Source organism: Pedococcus sp. 5OH_020 (assembly GCF_027812955.1).
Lineage (GTDB): Bacteria > Actinomycetota > Actinomycetes > Actinomycetales > Dermatophilaceae > Pedococcus.
On the sequence record NZ_JAPYZV010000002.1, the window covers coordinates 43,349 to 60,146 of the forward strand.

Below are 16,798 nucleotides of genomic sequence, written 5' to 3' on the forward strand. Positions count from 1 at the left end.
CGGGACGGGTGACAGACTGCCCGGGTGACTGAGACGCCCGCCGTGACGATCCCCGCTGAGCTGCTGCCCCACGACGGCCGGTTCGGGTCCGGACCGTCGAAGGTCCGCCGGGAACAGGTCGACTACCTCGCGAGCCTCGGTACGACCTTGCTGGGCACATCGCACCGGCAGGCGCCGGTGAAGAACCTGTTGGGAGCGGTGCGCGAGGGCCTGAGCGACCTCTTCAGCCTTCCGGAGGGCTACGAGGTCATCGTGGGCAACGGCGGGTCGACCGCGTTCTGGGACATCGCCGCCTTCGGGCTGGTTCGCGAGCGCGCTCAGCACCTGGCCTTCGGCGAGTTCTCCTCCAAGTTCGCCGCCGTCACACAGAATGCGCCCTTCCTCGGAGACTCCACCGTGATCAAGGCCGATCCCGGCACGCTGGCCCAGCCGAGGGCCGAGGAGGGTGTCGACGTCTACGCCTGGCCGCACAACGAGACGTCCACGGGTGTCATGGCGCCCGTCACGCGGGTCCAGGGTGCCGATGACGGCGCGCTGGTCCTCGTCGACGCGACGAGTGGCGCCGGCGGGCTGCCGGTCGACATCACCGAGTCCGACGTCTACTACTTCGGCCCGCAGAAGTGCTTCGCCTCCGACGGTGGCCTGTGGCTCGCCGCCTTCTCCCCCGCCGCCCTGGCGCGGGTCGAGGAGATCCAGGCAACCGGGCGGTGGGTCCCGGACTTCTTCAGCCTTCCCACCGCCATCTCCAACAGTCGTCTGAACCAGACCTACAACACGCCGGCGCTGGGCACACTCGCCCTGCTTCGCAGCCAGGTCGACTGGATCAACGGACAGGGTGGCCTGGACTGGGCCGTCAAGCGGACCGCAGACTCCAGCGAACGCCTCTACGACTGGGCCCAGCGGACCAGCTACACCACCCCCTACGTCGCCGACCCCTCGGCACGCTCCCAGGTGGTGGCGACGATCGACTTCGACGACGCGGTGGACGCCTCCGCCATCGCCAAGACGCTGCGCGCCCACGGTGTCGTGGACGTCGAGCCGTACCGGAAGCTGGGTCGCAACCAGCTGCGCGTCGCGACCTTCCCCGCGGTGGAGCCCGACGACGTCTCGGCCCTGATCGCGTGCATCGAGCACCTGGTCGTCTGACTCAACCCGTCCGGCGAACTCGCGCGTAACCTCGGTCCAGCACGGCTCGTTGTCCCCGTGAAGTCACCCCCGGCGGTGACCCGGACGAGGAGTCGACGATGACACGCGTGACAGGCCTGCCTTGGCGCAGGATCGCTGCCGGGCTGCCGGCGGTGGCGCTGGTGGGGACGGGTCTGGCCTTCGCCGCCACCGGCGGGACTGGCGCCACGACGGACGTCGTCTCGGACTCAGCCCCTCTGGTGAGGGTCCCCAACGCGCCCCTGACGCGGCTCGACGCGCCCGTGCTTCCGCCCCTGCCCGCACTGCCCGCCCCGGTCGAGGTCCGGCGGACCTCCTTCCCTGACGCCGCGGCGCTGCCTGCGTCGATGACCGCCAACAACGGCATCCCCGCAGCGGCGCTGTCCGCCTACCAACGCGGCGCCCAGGTCGTCGACGCCGCGGACCCACAGTGCAGGGTCGACTGGGCGCTGGTCGCAGGCATCGGCAAGGTGGAGTCGAACCACGGCCGGTACGGCGGTAACGGCATCGACCGGGACGGCACCGTGCGCCCCGGCATCTACGGCATCCCGCTCGACGGGGCGCACCAGACCGCGGTCGTCCACGACACCGACGGCGGGTCGCTGGACCGGGACGGGACCTGGGACCGCGCCGTTGGCCCCATGCAGTTCATCCCCGCCACCTGGCGCACCGTGGGCGTCGACGCCAACGGCGACGGGGTCAAGGACCCCCAGAACCTCGCCGATGCAGCCACCGCCACCGCGGTGTACCTGTGCTCAGGGCCTGGCGACCTCAGCACGGACGCAGGGGCCCGCTCCGCGGTCCTGCGGTACAACCACAGCGAGGCGTACGCCGACACGGTCCTCGGCATCGCAGCCGCCTACCGCGGTGGCTATACGGTCCTTCCGGCCGTCGCGCTCAGCCACGACCAGCGCAACGGTGCACCGTACCTGCCCTCGGGCGACCCCCAGCCCATGGAGTCCTACGATCCCGCGCTCGCGACCGTGCCCCCCGGAAGGCCTGCTGTCACCCCGGCCAACGGCGGCAACGCAACCACGTCCTTGTCTGCGTCGGGTGCCAAGGGCGGCACAGCGCGCGGACCTGCAGCCGGCGGAGGCGCCGAGGGCGCAACCGACGGCACGGGGCGCTCCACGAGCACCCCGACGGTCAGTCCCACGGGTGGTGGCGGGCCGCTCACCGGAGCAGCCGTCAGCCCGGTCGGCACCGTCGGAAGCGCCGTGGGTGGCCTCACCGGGTCAACCTCCCCCCCGAAGCCGTCGTCCAGCTCCGCCTCCACCCAGATCCCGACGGCCGCCGGCAGCAGCACCACCTCGGCGCCAGCCCTCCCGCTGACGGTGCTGCCGAAGAACGGGGTGTGCCCCGATGGCTACCGGCTGAACGTGCTCCGCACCCTCTGCGTCAAGATCTGACGAACCGACTGCTACCACCGCGGTCCATCGATCGACGCGGCCACCCTGGCCGCAGTACGGGCAACCAGCCCTCAGCGGACCAAACTGGCGACGACGGCGGCGGCGACGACGATCACCAGGACCGCGATGGTCACCCGTCGGCGAAACACCGGTGTCACCGGACCGCCTCGGGGACCGGCTCCGACACGGCCTCCGACTCTGTCTCCGGAAGGGTCCGGATCCGGATGCGCGGTCGGCGCCGAGACTCGTAGGTCACCTGGACATTCTCGTGCCTCGCCAGCCATACGGCCACTACCAGGACCACCAGCCCAACCGCGATCGTCCCGATCCCGATGGTCCAGCGGGGTCCCCAGACGTCGCCGATCCAGCCGATGACCGGCGCACCGATCGGCGTACCGCCCATGAAGATGGCCATGTAGAGAGCCATGACCCGTCCGCGCATCGCCGCGTCCACTCTCAGCTGCACCATGGCGTTCGCCGTGGTGAGTGCCGTCAGGGCGGTGAGCCCCACGGGGACCAGCGCCAGCGCGAAGAGAGGGTAGCTCGGCGCGAAGGCAGCCAGCCCGCTCGCGACCGTGAAGCCGACGAGGGCCACGAGGAGCACCCGCAGACGCGGCCGGGCGCGTCGCGCCGAGAGCAGCGCTGCGGTCAGCGACCCGATGGCCATGACGGAGCCCAGCAGCCCGTACTCCTCCGGACCCCGGTGGAACTCCCGGGTGGCCATGAGCGCGGTCGTGAGCTGGAAGTTCATCCCGAAGGTGCCGAGCACGAAGACCAGCACCATGACCAGCACGATGTCGGGCCGGCTGCGGACGTAGCGGACGCCCTCCCGCACCGCACCCCGACGGTCGCCGAGGAGGGGAGCGGGTCGAAGCTCGCCCCGCTTCATCGCGAAGAGGGCGACCAGCACCGCCACGAAGGTCAGCGTGTTCAGCAGCAGGGTCCAGCCCGTGCCGAAGGCGGCGATCGTCAGGCCCGCAACGCCCGGACCCACCAGACGGCCGGCGTTGAACGACGCGCTGTTGAGCGAGACGGCGTTGGCGAGGCGCTCGCGGGGCACCATCTCGGAGACGAAGGTCTGGCGCGCCGGGTTGTCCACCGCCGTCGCGACCCCCGTCAACAGGGCGATGGTGTAGACCATCCACAGCTGCGCGAGTCCGGTCAGAGCCAACAGGCCCAGGACGAGCGAGGACAGCGCCAGACAGGTCTGGGTCACCGCGAGGATGGCGCGCTTGGGGTACTTGTCGGCGATCATGCCGGCCCACGGGGCCAGCACCAGGAACGGCAGGAACTGCAGCCCCGTGACGACTCCGAGAGCCGTGGACGAGTGGTGCGTGAGCTCGGTCAGGACCAGCCAGTCCTGCGCGACACGGCCCATCCACGTCCCGACGTTCGAGACGAGCGCACCGGTGGCGTAGATACGGTAGTTGCGGACCCCGAGGGCGGCGAACGTGGGACTCACTCGTTGGCCACCCGGGTGAGGATCGCCGAGGCCTGCCGGAGGATCTCCTGCTCCTGCGCACTCAGGTTCGCGACACGTACCGACATCCAGGCGTCACGCGTGCGACGGATGTCCTTGAGCAGCGCGTGGGCCTCGGCGGTCAGCGACAGGATCACCTGGCGACCGTCAGCAGGGTCGTTCGTACGCTTCACGAGCCCGCGCTCCACGAGGGCCGCGACGGTTCGGGTCATGCTCGGGGCGCTCACCTTCTCGATCTCCGCAAGCTCACCCGGCGTACGGGGTGCCTCCTCGAGACGGCACAGCACCGAGAACTGGTGCGGAGCCACGACATGGGTGCTTTCGTAACGCACGCGACGCGAGATGCGCATGCAGGCCAGTCGGAGCTCGCCGGCGAGGGCGGAGACCGCAGAGTGTGAGAGCGCCGCCTCTGTGCGCGGGGTACGCGCGACGGGTGCGGTCATGGTCATCTCCTCCAGGTCGATAGTTAGCATAACTCATTACTTCGGCTAACTATTTCCGGTAGGTCGCCATAAAGCGCCACGGGCACACGCGTCCCGTACCCACGGTGACCGAACCCCACACAGCGGTATGCCGGGTGGTCCCTGTAGCGGGACCACCCGGCATACCCGAGCAGTGAGGTCAGTACGTTCGTCATTCCACGCCGAGGACCGCCTTCACGGGGTCGATCGCGAAGTAGAGGACGAACAGAGCCGAGACGGCCCACAGCAGCGGATGGATCGCCGCGGCCTTGCCGCGGACCACCTTGATGAGCGTGTAGGTGACGAACCCGGCGCCGATGCCCACGGTGATGGAGTAGGTGAACGGCATCAGGACGATGGTCAGGAACGCCGGGATGGCGATCTCCAGGTCGTCCCAGTCGATGCCCCGCACCTGCTGCATCATGAGGAACCCCACGACGACCAGCGCCGGCGTGGCGGCCTCGTAGGGCACGATCTTGACCAGGGGCGCCAAGAAGGTCGCGAGCAGGAACATCCCGCCCGTGACGACGGACGCCAAGCCGGTCCGGGCGCCCTCGCCCACGCCGGACGCCGACTCGATGTAGGACGTGTTCGACGACACGGAGCCAGCGCCACCGGCGATGGCGGCGACTGAGTCGACCAGCAGGATCTTGTCGGAGTTCGGGGGGTTCCCGTTCTTGTCCAGCAGGCCTGCCTCGGCCCCGATGGCCACCATCGTGCCCATGGTGTCGAAGAAGTCCGCCAGCAGCAGGGTGAAGACCAGGAGCACCGCCGCGATGACGCCGATCTTGGAGAACGAGCCGAGGACCGAGAAGTGGCCCAGGAGCGAGAAGTTCGGTACGTCCAAGACCTTGTCCGGCAGCGACGGCACGTTCAGCCCCCAGCCGGCGGGGTTGACGACCTTGCCGGTGGCGTCGGTCTGCGACCCGATCTTCCCGATCGCCTCGACCACGACCGCGAGGACCGTCGCCCCCACGATCCCGTAGAGAATGGCGCCCTTGACCCGCTTGACCATCATCACGACGATCGCCAGCAGGCCCACGACGAACACGAGCAGCGGCCAGCCGTTCAGGAACCCACCGATTCCCAGCTCGACCGGGACCGGACCGCCGGCGGGCTTACGTACGAAGCCCGCGTCGACGAGGCCGATGATGGTGATGAACAGTCCGATGCCGACGGAGATGGCGGTCTTCAGCTGAGCCGGGATGGCGCGGAAGACGGCCTGCCGGAAGCCGGTCAGCACCAGGACGGTGATGATGACGCCCTCGATGACGATGAGGCCCATCGCGTCCGCCCAGGTCATCTGAGGCAGCTTCGCTATGCCGAACGTCACGAAGGCGTTGAGCCCCAGCCCCGTCGCGAGCGCGAGCGGGAAGTTCGCGACGACCCCCATGAGCAGGGTCATCACCCCCGCCACGAGCGCCGTGCCGGCGGCGACGAGCGTAAGCGCGTGCGGGACGTCCTGCCCGCCGAGGAACTTGCCGGTGCCGTCCTGCTGCGTCCCGATGATCAGGGGGTTGAGGACGACGATGTACGCCATCGTGAAGAACGTGACAACGCCGCCTCGGATCTCCCGGCCGACTGTGGAGCCGCGCTCGGTGATGCGGAAGAAGCCGTCGAGACCACCGGTGCGCGCCGGCGTGGGCTGCCGTACAGGCGCAGCGGTGTTCTTGGGTGAGGGTTTCGCCATGGGCAGCAGAGTAGGGCCTGCGTGTTGCGCCGGGGTGAAAGATAGGCTGCGTGCGTGAGTGAGTCGCAGCCCGTGACCGGGGCGTCCCCGGGCACGGCCGACGAGCTGCAGCCCCTTGCCGTCAGCAGCGTCACCATCGTCCGGTGGGGTCTGGTCGCCTGGGGGCTCGCTTTGGTGCTCACCCTGGCGCTGCCGGTCCTGCACAGCGGTCAGCGAAGCTGGTGGCCCTGGACGTGTGTGGCCGGTCTGGCCATCGGGCTGCTCGGGTATGCGTACGTGCGGCGGGGACGCGGGAACGCCGAGGGCGCCTGACCCTCAGACCAGGTCGTAGGCGATCTCGTCGACGATCGGCTGTCCGACCGAGACCGGCTCGACCGGTTCCACGTCGACCTCGGAGTGGGCGCCGCAGCCATGGTCAAGGCTTACGACGTGACCGTCGGAAGGCGACCAGGCGTTGGCGCACACGCCGAAAAAAGAGCGGAGGGCACCCGCCATCGGCAAGAAGTAGCCACAGGAGGAGCACGGGGCAGGCGCCTTCTCCGCGACCTCCGAGTGCGGGCCGCTCTCACCCTCGTACCACCGCTGCGCGGCCGCCTCGCGGCCCTCCGCCGAGAGGACCCGCTTGCGCCCCAGCCCCAGCTCGAACTCGGCCAGCTCGTCGACGTCCTCGTCACCGGTCGCCGCGAACCCTGGCACGAGCAGCGGGTCGTCCTCCTTGTAGGGCAGCACGTCGCCGGCCCCCAGGTCGCCGGGAGCCAGCCGGTCGGCGTACGGCAGCCACTCGGGTGAGAGGAGAGCTCCCTCCCCCGGCACGAGGTTCGTCTCGCAGACCGTGGCGACCTTGCCCCGAGGCACTCGGGCGACCGTGATCGCCCACCGCCACCCGGGATAGGCCCTCGCGGTGCAGGCGAAGTAGTGCGTGGCGAGCCGCTCGTCGTCCATCTCCATGCCGAGGTGGTCCCCGACGGTGCCCCTTTCGGCGATGGACTCGGCCGCCTGACGGGCCAGGTCGACCGCCCCGGCCAGAACGGCGTCGGCCTTGGCGGACGCCATCACGGCTCCAGCTGGTCGGCGAGGAAGCGCAGCACCTGGGCGACGCGCGTCCCATGCTCCTTGTCCAGACGCCGGCCCCGCCGCAACGAGTTGGAGGCGTTGTCCAAGAGCTTGATGGCGTCCTCGACGAGCGGCGCGAGGTCCTCCGGCGACTTCCGGTTCGCCTCACGCTTGCCTGCGCTCACTGTGGGGGCCGCCTCCAGGAGGGTGACGGCCAGCGCCTGGGTCCCGCGGCGGCCCTCGGCCACGCTGAACTCCACGCGGGCGCCGCCCTTGAGCGTCGTGACTCCGTCGGGGAGGGCGTTCGCGTGCAGGAACACGTCCGTGCCGTCGTCGTCGGAGATGAAGCCGAAGCCCTTCTCCGCGTCGTACCACTTGACCTTGCCAGTGGGCACTGTCCACCTCTTGCTAGGAATGTCTGGCTGCGCTGGATGCGCAAGGCAAGGTTAACGTGCGGCGCCAAATCGCCGGCAGACGCAAAATTCGGTGTGACCCTGTCGGTGGCCCCTGACAGGATTGCCAGGTGCGCGAAACCGAGACCATCCGTGGACCAGGGCTCCAGGAGTTCTGGGCCGGGCTGCCTGCGGAGGGCCGGTGGTTGCTGTCAACCGTCGCGGTGCAGACCCTGGGTCGCGGCCTGACCCTGCCTTTCACGGTCATCTACCTCCACGAGGTGCGGGGCATCTCCCTCGACCTCGCCGGCGCGCTGATGGCCTTCATAGCCCTGGTGGCGCTGGCCGTGACCGGTCCAGGCGGCGCGCTCACCGACCGGCTCGGCGCCCGCAAGGTGCTGCTGTGGGCGACGACCGCTCAGCTGGTCGGGTGCGTCGTCGTGGCGTTCGCCAGGACGCCGTTGGGCGTGGCCGTCGCCTTCGTCTTCATCGGATTCAGCTTCGGCACCTCCTGGCCGGCGTTCAACGCCCTGGTCGCCGCCATCACGACCGGGCCCGCGCGGCAGCAGTACTTCGGCATCAACTTCGCGCTCGTCAACCTCGGCATCGGACTCGGCGGCGTCGTCGGCGGCCTGTACGCCGACGTCCACCGCCCCGTGACCTTCACCGTGATCTTCCTCGTCGACGCGGTCTGCATGCTGGTCCCCATCTGCCTGCTCCTGGGGCCGCTACGCCACGTGCACGGCAGGGCCGAGACACCCCAGGGTCAGAAGGCGGGGTCCGGTTCCTACCTCGCCATCCTGCGCCGCCCCGGCGTCGCGTGGATGACCGCTCTGACGTTCCTCGGCACGTTCGTGGGCTACGGCCAGATGGAGGCGGGCTTCCCGGCGTTCGCCCGGCAGGTGAGCCAGGTCTCGACGGGCGTCGTGGGTTTCGCCTTCGCCGTCAACACCTTCGTCATCGTGGCCCTGCAGTTCCTGGTCCTGCGTCGCATCACCGGGCGGCGGCGGACCCGGGTCCTGCTCGTCATGGCCACGCTGTGGGCACTGGCGTGGTCCGTCCTCGGCCTGACCGGCTACGCCCCGGGCTCGCTGGCGGCAGCGGCCGGCGTCCTGACGTTCCACGCGCTCTTCGCCCTCGGCGAGACCCTGCTCCAGCCGACCATCCCGGCGATCACCAACGACCTGGCCCCTGACCACCTGCGCGGCCGCTACAACGCGGTGAACGCGGGAGCGTTCCAGGGCGGGACGATCCTGGGACCGGTGGTCGCTGGCTTCATGCTGAACCACCACTGGTCGGTGGCGTTCGTGGTGATGATCGTCATGGGTTGCGCCGCGATGTGCCTGCTGGCCCTCATCGTGGAGGGCCGCATCACGCCTTTCGTCAACGGCGTTCAACAGCACGACGGCGTTCAACAGCACGACGGCGTTCAACAGCACGACGGCGTTCGACAGCACGACACACCTGGTGCAGCGGTCCAGACAGAGGCGGTGGAGTCACCTCCGGCCACGGCGCCGCTCGCCTCGGCCGCCAGGCCTCCGGGGCAGCAGAGCCACGACGCCCGCTGACGGCCACCCACTCGGACCTTGCGCCGAGGTGGGACTCACCTGAGGCCCGCGGGCCGGACTCCCCAGACGCCGGACCAGCTCTGACCCGGGTCGAGCACGACCAGCCCCTCTCCCGAGTTGAAGGCGTTGGCCGGGCAGGACATCGGCTCCACCGCGATCCCGCGCGTCCCGACCACCCCCGTGTCCTGCCCTTTGACCGTGAAGACCTGCACCCAGTCGAAGGAACGGTCGCCCCAGACCACCACGTCCCCCGCCGCGAGTGCGCCCACGACCACCTCCCACGCAGCTGTCGGACCGGATCGGCTCAGGCTCGTGAAGGCGCTGTCGAGAGAGAGGTTCCCCAACGGTCGCGCGCTCCGGAAGTCGGTCTCCGGAGACACGGCTCTGGTGGTGGTCGGGATGCTCTGGTCGTCCACGAGCACCTCCCGCGCCGCGGGGATCGTCAGCTCCACCTCCGCCAGACTGGTGGTGCCCAGGGCCACGTACGGATGCTGGCCATACCCGAAGGGCAGCCTCACCGCCCCCACGTTGGTGGCCTGCGTCTGGACCGTGAGCCCCTGCGCTCCAAGCGTGTAGGTGACCGTCAGGTCCAGGGTCCCCGGCCAGCCGGGTTGGGGATGCAGGCGCGTCCCGAGCGTTGCGGCAGACCGGTCCTCCGTCTGCGCCAGGAGCCGCCAGGACGCCCACCGCACCAGGCCATGGCTGGCGTTGTGCAGCGTCGGCTCGGTGAGCGGGAGCTGGTAGTCGGTGCCCTGGAAGGAGTAGCGCCCGTCCTTGATCCTGTTCGGCCAGGGCATGAGGACCTGCCCCCGGCCGGAGAGCGCCATCTCGTCGAGCTCGTAGCCTGCCAGCACGTGAGCCCCGCGCACCGTATAGGTTCGCAGACCGCCGCCTACCTCGACGAGGGTCGCCTCCTGTTCACCGTGCCGGATGACCCACTGCTCACCGCTAGGAGGGACGCTCACGCTGTGAACGTACAGCGCGCAGCGGCTCGCGGCTCCCCGGCGCAGAGACAGGTATGAGCCGGTGGTCCCCGGGGCCCGCTCAGAGCGCTAGCTGCGGCGGACCACGCGGACCAGGACGGCTTGAGACCCCGACTTGCGCGCCACCACCAGGACGGTGTCGCCCTTGGCCAGGTTTGCGAGGTTGCCGCGCGTGTCCGCCGTGATCGCGTACGTGGCCGAGAACCCGTCCTGGCTCTTCACCGTGACAGAGCCGGCGCTGGCAGCCGTGACCGCTCCGCGCTGCACCGTCACGACCGTCGGCGTGCCGTTGTCCTGCACGGTCAGCGCACCGTGCTGCACCTCTCCCAGACCGAGTGCGCCTGCCATCAGGCCACCCATGCCGTCCAGCCCCGACCCACCGTTTCCCCGCGGCACCAGGGGCCCAGGCAGGCGACGCGGCCCGGCGTCGTTGCGGCGTTTGCCGTCGAGCGGTCCGTCTCCCTGGCGCAGCTGGCTGAGGGGGCCCACTCCGTGGTGGGTGGCCACGGCCCGGGCTGCCACGAGACCGGTGAGGCCGAGCAAACCGAGCAGGAGCAGTCCGGCGAGCGCGGCCGCTACGACGACGGCGATCGTGCCCCCAGTGGTCGAGGTGGCCTCGTGCCACAGGCCGGCGCGCCGGCGCATGGGCTGTCGGGCTGCTGCTGGACCGCCGTGTCGCGGCTGAGGGTCGGGAGGCGGAGAGCCGCCAGGCAGCGGTGCCGTGGGCGGGTTACCCCCGGCGCCGGCTGCGGTCGGGGCATCACCACCGGGTAGCGGGGTGGTGGGATCCGTGGGCCTCTGCGGCTCGGACATGGGCGCTCCCTTCGTCGGCACAAGTATCGACGAACAAGCTGTGGTGTGGCTGGAAGCCGCCTGAGAGTCCGTCGCTCCTCGGCGCACTACCGTGGTGCGGTGGCCGTCACTCCTCCCGCCCCGCCCACGACCGCTCGGTCGATGGCCGACGACGTGCGGGACCGGTCCGACGGGGACCTCCATGAGCTGCTCCGCCGCCGTCAGGACCTTGCCCGCCCCGCCCCAGCGGACCTGTCGGCTCTCGCGGCCAGGGCCAGCACCCGGGCGAGTGTGCAGCGCGCGGTGGACAACCTCGACCTCGCGCATCTGCAGGTGCTCGAGGCCGCCATGCTGGTCTCGACCATCGACCCGGAGTCTGTCGCCGCTAGCCTGGGGGTCACCTCCACCGCCACGGTGCGAGTGCTTCTGCAGGACCTCTGGACTGTCGCGCTGCTGTGGCGCGGCGCCGAAGGGCTACGCCTCGTGCGAACTGTCGCCGAGGTCCTCCCACAGGCGGCGGGACTCGGTCCGAGCGCCAGGGAGCAGTACGGTGCCCTTTCCCCACCGGAGGAGCTGGTGGCCCTCGCGCAGACGGCTCCGCCCCCAGCACGGGCCATCCTCGACCGCCTCACCTGGGGGCCGCCGTCGGCGGTACTGCCGATGGGAGCCCCGGACCGTGTGGCGGAAGGCGCTCGTTGGCTCGCTGAGCACCAGCTGGTCCTCACTCCGAGTGCCGACCGCCTCGTCCTACCCCGGGAGGTGGCCCTGGCCCTGCGGGGCGGGCGAAGTCATGCGCAGCCGGCCCTGGACCCGCCCAGGCCCAGTGGCACCCAGCGCACCGCGCAGGACGTCGACGGTGCCGCCGGCCAGCAGGTGACCGACCTGCTCTCGTTGGTGGACGACGTCGCCACCGAGTGGGGGCTGCGCCCGCCCCGGGTGCTGCGCTCGGGCGGCCTGGCGGTGCGCGACCTCAAGCGGCTCGCGTCGGCGCTGGACGTAGACGTGGTCCGGGCGGCCTTCCTGGCGGAGCTCACCTATGCCGCCGGCCTGCTCGCCGACGACGGGTCGCTGGACGCCGCGTGGGCACCGACCCCGGCATACGACGAGTGGCAGAAGCAGCCAGGCGACCGCCGGTGGGCGGTCCTGGCCCGTTCCTGGCTGCTCACCACCCGGGCGCCCCACCTCGTCGGCACCACCCCTCCGGGTGGTGCCGGGACCATCAACGCCCTCGGTCCGCAGGCACACTGGCCCCCGGCCCGAGGGCTCCGGCGAGACGTCCTGGACCAGCTGGACCAGGTCCCGAGCTGGCTGGCGCCAGAGGCTGGGCAGCTCTGCGAGGCCCTGCGCTGGCGCCGGCCCCGCCGCCTGCCCGGCAACCTGGACGAGGTGGTCGCCGCGGTCCTCCGCGAGTCGGAGTGGCTGGGCGTGACGGGGCGAGGCGCCATCTCGAGCGCCGGGCGAGCCCTGCTCGCCGACCAGGACGAGGCGCGCCTGGCAGCCGCGATGCAGCCGCACCTCCCGGAACCCGTCAAGCATGTGCTGCTGCAGGCCGACCTGACCGCGGTGGCACCCGGGCCCTTGGCCGGCGGGCTGTCGACCTTCATGCGGTTGGTGGCCGACATCGAGTCCCGGGGTGGTGCCACGGTCTACCGCTTCACCACTGACTCCGTACGACGGGGCCTCGACGCCGGCTGGTCCGTGGACCAGGTCCTGGGGGCACTGGAGGACGCGAGCCATACTCCTGTCCCCCAGCCCCTGGAGTATCTCGTCCGGGACGTGGCGCGGCGGCACGGCCAGACCCGGGTGGGAGCCATGCGGGCCTACGTCCGCTGTGACGACGAGACCACCTTGGGAGCCATGCTGGCCGAGCGCGAGCTCTCGCCACTTCAGCTGCGGCGCATCGCCGCCACGGTACTGGTCTCCCCCGTGGCGGCCGAGACCGTCGTGGAGTTCCTTCGGGAGAACGGCTTCGCACCCGTCGCCGAGACCCCCGACGGGGGGGTCGTCATCCCGTCCTCCGCAGGGCACCGGACGCCGCTCCAACGCCGTTCCGCCCCGGTGACCGCACACGCGGTGGACGACGAGCTTGTGTCGACCTTGGTCGTGGCGCTGCGCGCGGGCGAGGAGGCGGCCGCCTTCCAGCGGGAGGAGCGGGCCAGCCGACAAGGCCCGAGCCTGCCGAGCACCGACCCCACCACCACGCTGGCTGTCCTGCGGGAGGCGGCCGCGGACCGGCAGGCGGTGTGGGTGGGCTACTCGGACGCGGACGGGCAGGTGCGGCGTCTGCTCTTCCACCCGCACCGGGTCGAAGGAGGGCGGGTGCACGGCACGGCCGAAGGCTCGCCGCGGACCCTGTCGATCCACCGGGTGACGGGGGCGGCTCCAGACTGAGTCAGTCGCCTCCCGTCAGGGCCCTCACCACGCGGGAGGGGGAAGGTCGCCCGAGGTGCTCGGCCATCCAGACACTCGTCTTCACCAGCTGGGCGAGGTCCACACCGGTGGTGACGCCGGCCCCGTCCAGCGCCCAGACGAGGTCCTCGGTGGCAAGGTTGCCCGTCGCGCTCTTCGCATAGGGGCACCCACCGAGACCCCCGGTGGAGGCGTCGACGACCGTGACCCCGTGACGCAGCGCTGTCAGGGTGTTGGCCAGCGCCTGACCGTACGTGTCGTGGAAGTGCACGGCAATCCGCTCCGGCCCGACGCCGCGCGCAGAGAACGCGTCGAGCAGCCGGCGCACCTGTCCGGTGGTCCCGACGCCGATGGTGTCGCCGAGCGACAACTGGTCCGCGCCCAGGTCCATCAGACGGGTACCCACGTCGACCACCTGCTCAACGGGGACCGGACCTTCCCACGGGTCACCGAAGCACATGGAGACGTAGGCGCGGACCCAGACTCCTGCATCCCGCGCGCGCGTGACGACCGGGGCGAACATCTCGATCGACTCGGCCACGGTGCGGTTCAGGTTCTTGCGCGCGAAGGTCTCGGTCGCGCTCCCGAAGATCGCGACCGCGCCCACCCCCGCCTCCAGGGCTCGGTCCAGGCCCCGCTCGTTGGGCACCAGGACCGGCCGGCGCCGGCCAAGACCCACCTGGCCCAGCTCTGCCAGCACCTCACTGGCGTCGGCCAGCTGCGGAACCCAGGTCGGCGGTACGAAGGACGTCGTCTCGATGGTCTCGAGCCCGGCTGCCGCCAGCCGACGGACGAACTCCGCCTTGACGGCTGCAGGCACCACCGACTTCTCGTTCTGCAGGCCGTCCCGGGGCCCGACCTCGTAGATCGTCACCCGGTCAGGCAGCTCGGCGTCGGGCTCTCGCTGCGGCAGTCCGTTGTCCACGCAGCGATCCTGCCACTGCCCGGTCCGGCGGAACCCTGGGCCTCACCGCGGGTTAGATTTGGCGCACCACCGACCAGCGGAGGACTGCCCATGAGCGAGACGCCCAGGTACGACGACGGCGCCAGGCCCGACCGCGACCCCACGGCTCCGGTGGAGGACGCGGGCTCCACGGCCGGGGCGGGGTGGCCGGAGCCCGGAACGGCCGAGCGGCACCCGACGTGGAGCGCCCCGCAGAACCCCTACGGCTCGGTGCCGCCGGGCAGCACGGGCGCCCCGCCGCCTCCACCACAGAACCCCTACGGCTCGGTGCCGCCGGGCAGCACGGGCCCCCCGCCGCCTCCACCACAGAACCCCTATGCGGCGCCTCCACCGGCCCCTGGGTCGGTGAGCCCATACGGAACGGAATACCCGCCGCAGGGACCACAGGGCTCATACGGCTACGGCGCCCCGGGCGCCCAGGCGCCATACGGAGCCCTGCCGTACGGCCAGAGCCAGGTCCGGGGGAACAACGGCTCCGCGATAGCCCTCACCGTGGTGTCGGGCGCGCTTCTCCTCATCAGCTGCGGCGGGGCGTTCCTGGCCGCCGTTCCCGGCCTGGTGCTCGGCATCCTCGGCATGACGAAGTACTCCACGGACCCGGTCGGGGCGGTCAGGATGACACGGATCGGCTGGATCGTCTTCGGCGCCGGCCTCCTCGTGAGCCTGATGGCCCTGGTGGGGATCCTCGCCCTGGGCTTCTCCAGCAACGGCTCGTCCTTCCGCTGGGGGGTGTAGCTCGTGCCCGACGGGCCGCTCATCGTCCAGAGCGACAAGACCCTGCTGCTGGAGGTCGACCACCCGCGCGCCGAGGAGGCTCGTCGCGCGATCGCGCCGTTCGCCGAGCTGGAGCGGGCACCCGAGCACATCCACACCTACCGGGTCACGCCCCTGGGACTGTGGAACGCCCGCGCCGCGGGCCACGACGCCGAGCAGGTGGTCAACGCGTTGATCACCTTCAGCCGGTATGCCGTGCCCCATGCGCTGCTGGTCGACGTGGCGGAGACGATGGACCGGTACGGCCGGCTCACCCTGGAGAAGGACCCTGACCACGGGCTGGTACTGCGCACCACCGACCGACCCGTGCTCGAGGAAGTGCTGCGACACAAGAAGATCAAGCCGCTCGTCGGCGCACGCCTGGACGACGACCGCGTCGCCGTCCATCCCTCCGAGCGAGGACATCTCAAGCAGGAGCTCCTCAAGGTCGGCTGGCCGGCCGAGGACGAGGCGGGATACGTCGACGGGGAGGCGCACGCCATCAGCCTGGACAGCTCCGACTGGTCGCTGCGCCCGTACCAGCAGCAGGCCGTGGACGGTTTCTGGCACGGCGGCTCCGGGGTCGTCGTGCTCCCTTGCGGGGCGGGCAAGACCCTCGTCGGCGCGGGGGCGATGGCCAAGGCGCAGGCCACCACGCTGATCCTTGTCACCAACACCGTGTCGGCGAGGCAGTGGCGTGACGAGCTGCTCCGCCGGACGACGCTGACCGACGACGAGATCGGTGAGTACTCCGGCGCCCGCAAGGAGATCCGGCCCGTCACCATCGCCACCTACCAGGTGCTGACGACCCGGAGGAAGGGCGCCTACACCCACCTGGACCTGCTGGACGCCCGCGACTGGGGACTCATCCTCTACGACGAGGTGCACCTGCTCCCCGCGCCGATCTTCCGGATGACGGCAGACCTCCAGGCCCGTCGCCGGCTCGGCCTCACCGCCACCCTGGTCCGCGAGGACGGGCGTGAGGCGGACGTCTTCTCGCTCATCGGCCCCAAGCGCTACGACGCTCCGTGGAAGGACATCGAGGCGCAGGGCTACATCGCACCCGCGGACTGCGTCGAGGTGCGCGTCACCCTGCCGGACCCCGACCGGCTGGCGTACGCCGTGGCCGAGCCCGAGGACCGGTACCGGCTGGCGTCGTGCAGCCCCGTCAAGGTTCCGGTCGTGGAGCAGCTCGTTCGGCAGCACCGGGGTGAGCCGACCCTCGTCATCGGCCAGTACCTGGACCAGCTGGACGAGCTGGCCGAGCGACTCGGTGCCGACGTCATCACGGGGGAGACGCCGGTCTCGCAGCGACAGAAGCTCTTCCAGGCGTTCAGGGTCGGGGAGATCGGCCTCCTCGTGGTGTCCAAGGTGGCGAACTTCTCCATCGACCTGCCGGAGGCCAGTGTGGCGATCCAGGTGTCCGGCACGTTCGGCTCACGCCAGGAGGAGGCCCAGCGTCTCGGTCGCGTGCTCCGGCCCAAGGGGGACGGACGGACGGCGCACTTCTACACCGTCGTCGCCCGCGACACGGTGGACGCCGAGTTCGCCGCCCACCGGCAGAGGTTCCTGGCGGAGCAGGGCTACGCCTACCGGATCGTCGACGCGGGGGACCTCCCCACGCCCGCGGCCTGAAGCTGCGAGAAGCCGACGCCCAGACCGCGTACAGCGAACTCTCAG

At 70.9% G+C, this 16,798-nt stretch carries 15 protein-coding genes; 7 read left to right on the plus strand and 8 right to left on the minus strand.

Annotation, left to right across the window (positions count from 1 at the left end):
• Nucleotides 1–24 precede the first annotated feature (24 nt).
• Both serC and PHA84_RS03665 read left to right on the plus strand, forming a co-directional pair.
• Nucleotides 25–1,146 (plus strand): phosphoserine transaminase, encoded by a 1,122-nt coding sequence (gene serC / locus PHA84_RS03660; protein WP_270886742.1) that lies wholly within the window; start codon nt 25–27, stop codon nt 1,144–1,146.
• A gap of 98 nt (nt 1,147–1,244) precedes the next feature.
• A complete protein-coding gene (locus PHA84_RS03665; protein ID WP_270886743.1) occupies nt 1,245–2,573 on the plus strand; it encodes a lytic transglycosylase domain-containing protein in 1,329 nt (442 codons plus the stop codon).
• Nucleotides 2,574–2,727: 154 nt separating this feature from the next.
• Here PHA84_RS03665 and PHA84_RS03670 read toward each other — a convergent pair whose 3' ends face one another.
• From PHA84_RS03670 to PHA84_RS03680, 3 genes are all read right to left on the minus strand, one after another.
• Nucleotides 2,728–4,035 (minus strand): MFS transporter, encoded by a 1,308-nt coding sequence (locus PHA84_RS03670; protein WP_270886744.1) that lies wholly within the window; start codon nt 4,033–4,035, stop codon nt 2,728–2,730.
• The gene (locus PHA84_RS03675) at nt 4,032–4,496 is read right to left on the minus strand and encodes a MarR family winged helix-turn-helix transcriptional regulator (RefSeq protein WP_270886745.1); all 465 of its coding nucleotides are present in this window, start codon (nt 4,494–4,496) and stop codon (nt 4,032–4,034) included. Before PHA84_RS03675 ends, PHA84_RS03670 begins: the two co-directional genes overlap by 4 nt.
• A 190-nt stretch (nt 4,497–4,686) precedes the next feature.
• On the minus strand, nt 4,687–6,204 hold the full coding sequence (locus tag PHA84_RS03680) for an NCS2 family permease (RefSeq protein ID WP_270886746.1): 1,518 nt from the start codon (nt 6,202–6,204) through the stop codon (nt 4,687–4,689).
• Between the two features lie 54 nt (nt 6,205–6,258).
• Between PHA84_RS03680 and PHA84_RS03685 the strand changes: the two genes are divergently transcribed.
• Nucleotides 6,259–6,516: a DUF2530 domain-containing protein gene (locus tag PHA84_RS03685; protein WP_270886747.1), complete on the plus strand. Its 258-nt coding sequence runs from the start codon at nt 6,259–6,261 to the stop codon at nt 6,514–6,516.
• A 3-nt stretch (nt 6,517–6,519) separates the two neighbouring features.
• Here PHA84_RS03685 and PHA84_RS03690 read toward each other — a convergent pair whose 3' ends face one another.
• Nucleotides 6,520–7,257, minus strand: a complete 738-nt coding sequence (locus PHA84_RS03690) for a DUF3027 domain-containing protein (protein WP_270886748.1) — start codon at nt 7,255–7,257, stop codon at nt 6,520–6,522.
• A complete protein-coding gene (locus PHA84_RS03695; protein ID WP_270886749.1) occupies nt 7,257–7,652 on the minus strand; it encodes a cold-shock protein in 396 nt (131 codons plus the stop codon). Before PHA84_RS03695 ends, PHA84_RS03690 begins: the two co-directional genes overlap by 1 nt.
• Nucleotides 7,653–7,780: 128 nt before the next feature.
• Here PHA84_RS03695 and PHA84_RS03700 point away from each other — a divergent pair, with 128 nt between their 5' ends.
• Nucleotides 7,781–9,217, plus strand: a complete 1,437-nt coding sequence (locus PHA84_RS03700) for an MFS transporter (RefSeq protein WP_270886750.1) — start codon at nt 7,781–7,783, stop codon at nt 9,215–9,217.
• A 35-nt stretch (nt 9,218–9,252) separates the two neighbouring features.
• Here PHA84_RS03700 and PHA84_RS03705 read toward each other — a convergent pair whose 3' ends face one another.
• On the minus strand, nt 9,253–10,182 hold the full coding sequence (locus PHA84_RS03705) for an aldose 1-epimerase family protein (RefSeq protein ID WP_270886751.1): 930 nt from the start codon (nt 10,180–10,182) through the stop codon (nt 9,253–9,255).
• Nucleotides 10,183–10,269: 87 nt separating this feature from the next.
• The gene (locus tag PHA84_RS03710) at nt 10,270–11,013 is read right to left on the minus strand and encodes a hypothetical protein (protein WP_270886752.1); all 744 of its coding nucleotides are present in this window, start codon (nt 11,011–11,013) and stop codon (nt 10,270–10,272) included.
• Between the two features lie 99 nt (nt 11,014–11,112).
• Here PHA84_RS03710 and PHA84_RS03715 point away from each other — a divergent pair, with 99 nt between their 5' ends.
• On the plus strand, nt 11,113–13,383 hold the full coding sequence (locus PHA84_RS03715) for a helicase-associated domain-containing protein (RefSeq protein WP_270886753.1): 2,271 nt from the start codon (nt 11,113–11,115) through the stop codon (nt 13,381–13,383).
• A gap of 1 nt (nt 13,384) precedes the next feature.
• Here the strand turns inward: PHA84_RS03715 and PHA84_RS03720 are convergent, their stop codons facing one another.
• On the minus strand, nt 13,385–14,326 hold the full coding sequence (locus PHA84_RS03720) for a hydroxymethylglutaryl-CoA lyase (RefSeq protein WP_270886754.1): 942 nt from the start codon (nt 14,324–14,326) through the stop codon (nt 13,385–13,387).
• A 90-nt stretch (nt 14,327–14,416) separates the two neighbouring features.
• Here PHA84_RS03720 and PHA84_RS03725 point away from each other — a divergent pair, with 90 nt between their 5' ends.
• Together PHA84_RS03725 and PHA84_RS03730 are read left to right on the plus strand one after the other, a co-directional pair.
• Nucleotides 14,417–15,100: a hypothetical protein gene (locus PHA84_RS03725; protein ID WP_270886755.1), complete on the plus strand. Its 684-nt coding sequence runs from the start codon at nt 14,417–14,419 to the stop codon at nt 15,098–15,100.
• Nucleotides 15,101–15,103: 3 nt separating this feature from the next.
• Nucleotides 15,104–16,753 (plus strand): DNA repair helicase XPB, encoded by a 1,650-nt coding sequence (locus PHA84_RS03730; protein WP_270886756.1) that lies wholly within the window; start codon nt 15,104–15,106, stop codon nt 16,751–16,753.
• The last annotated feature ends 45 nt before the right edge of the window (nt 16,754–16,798 follow it).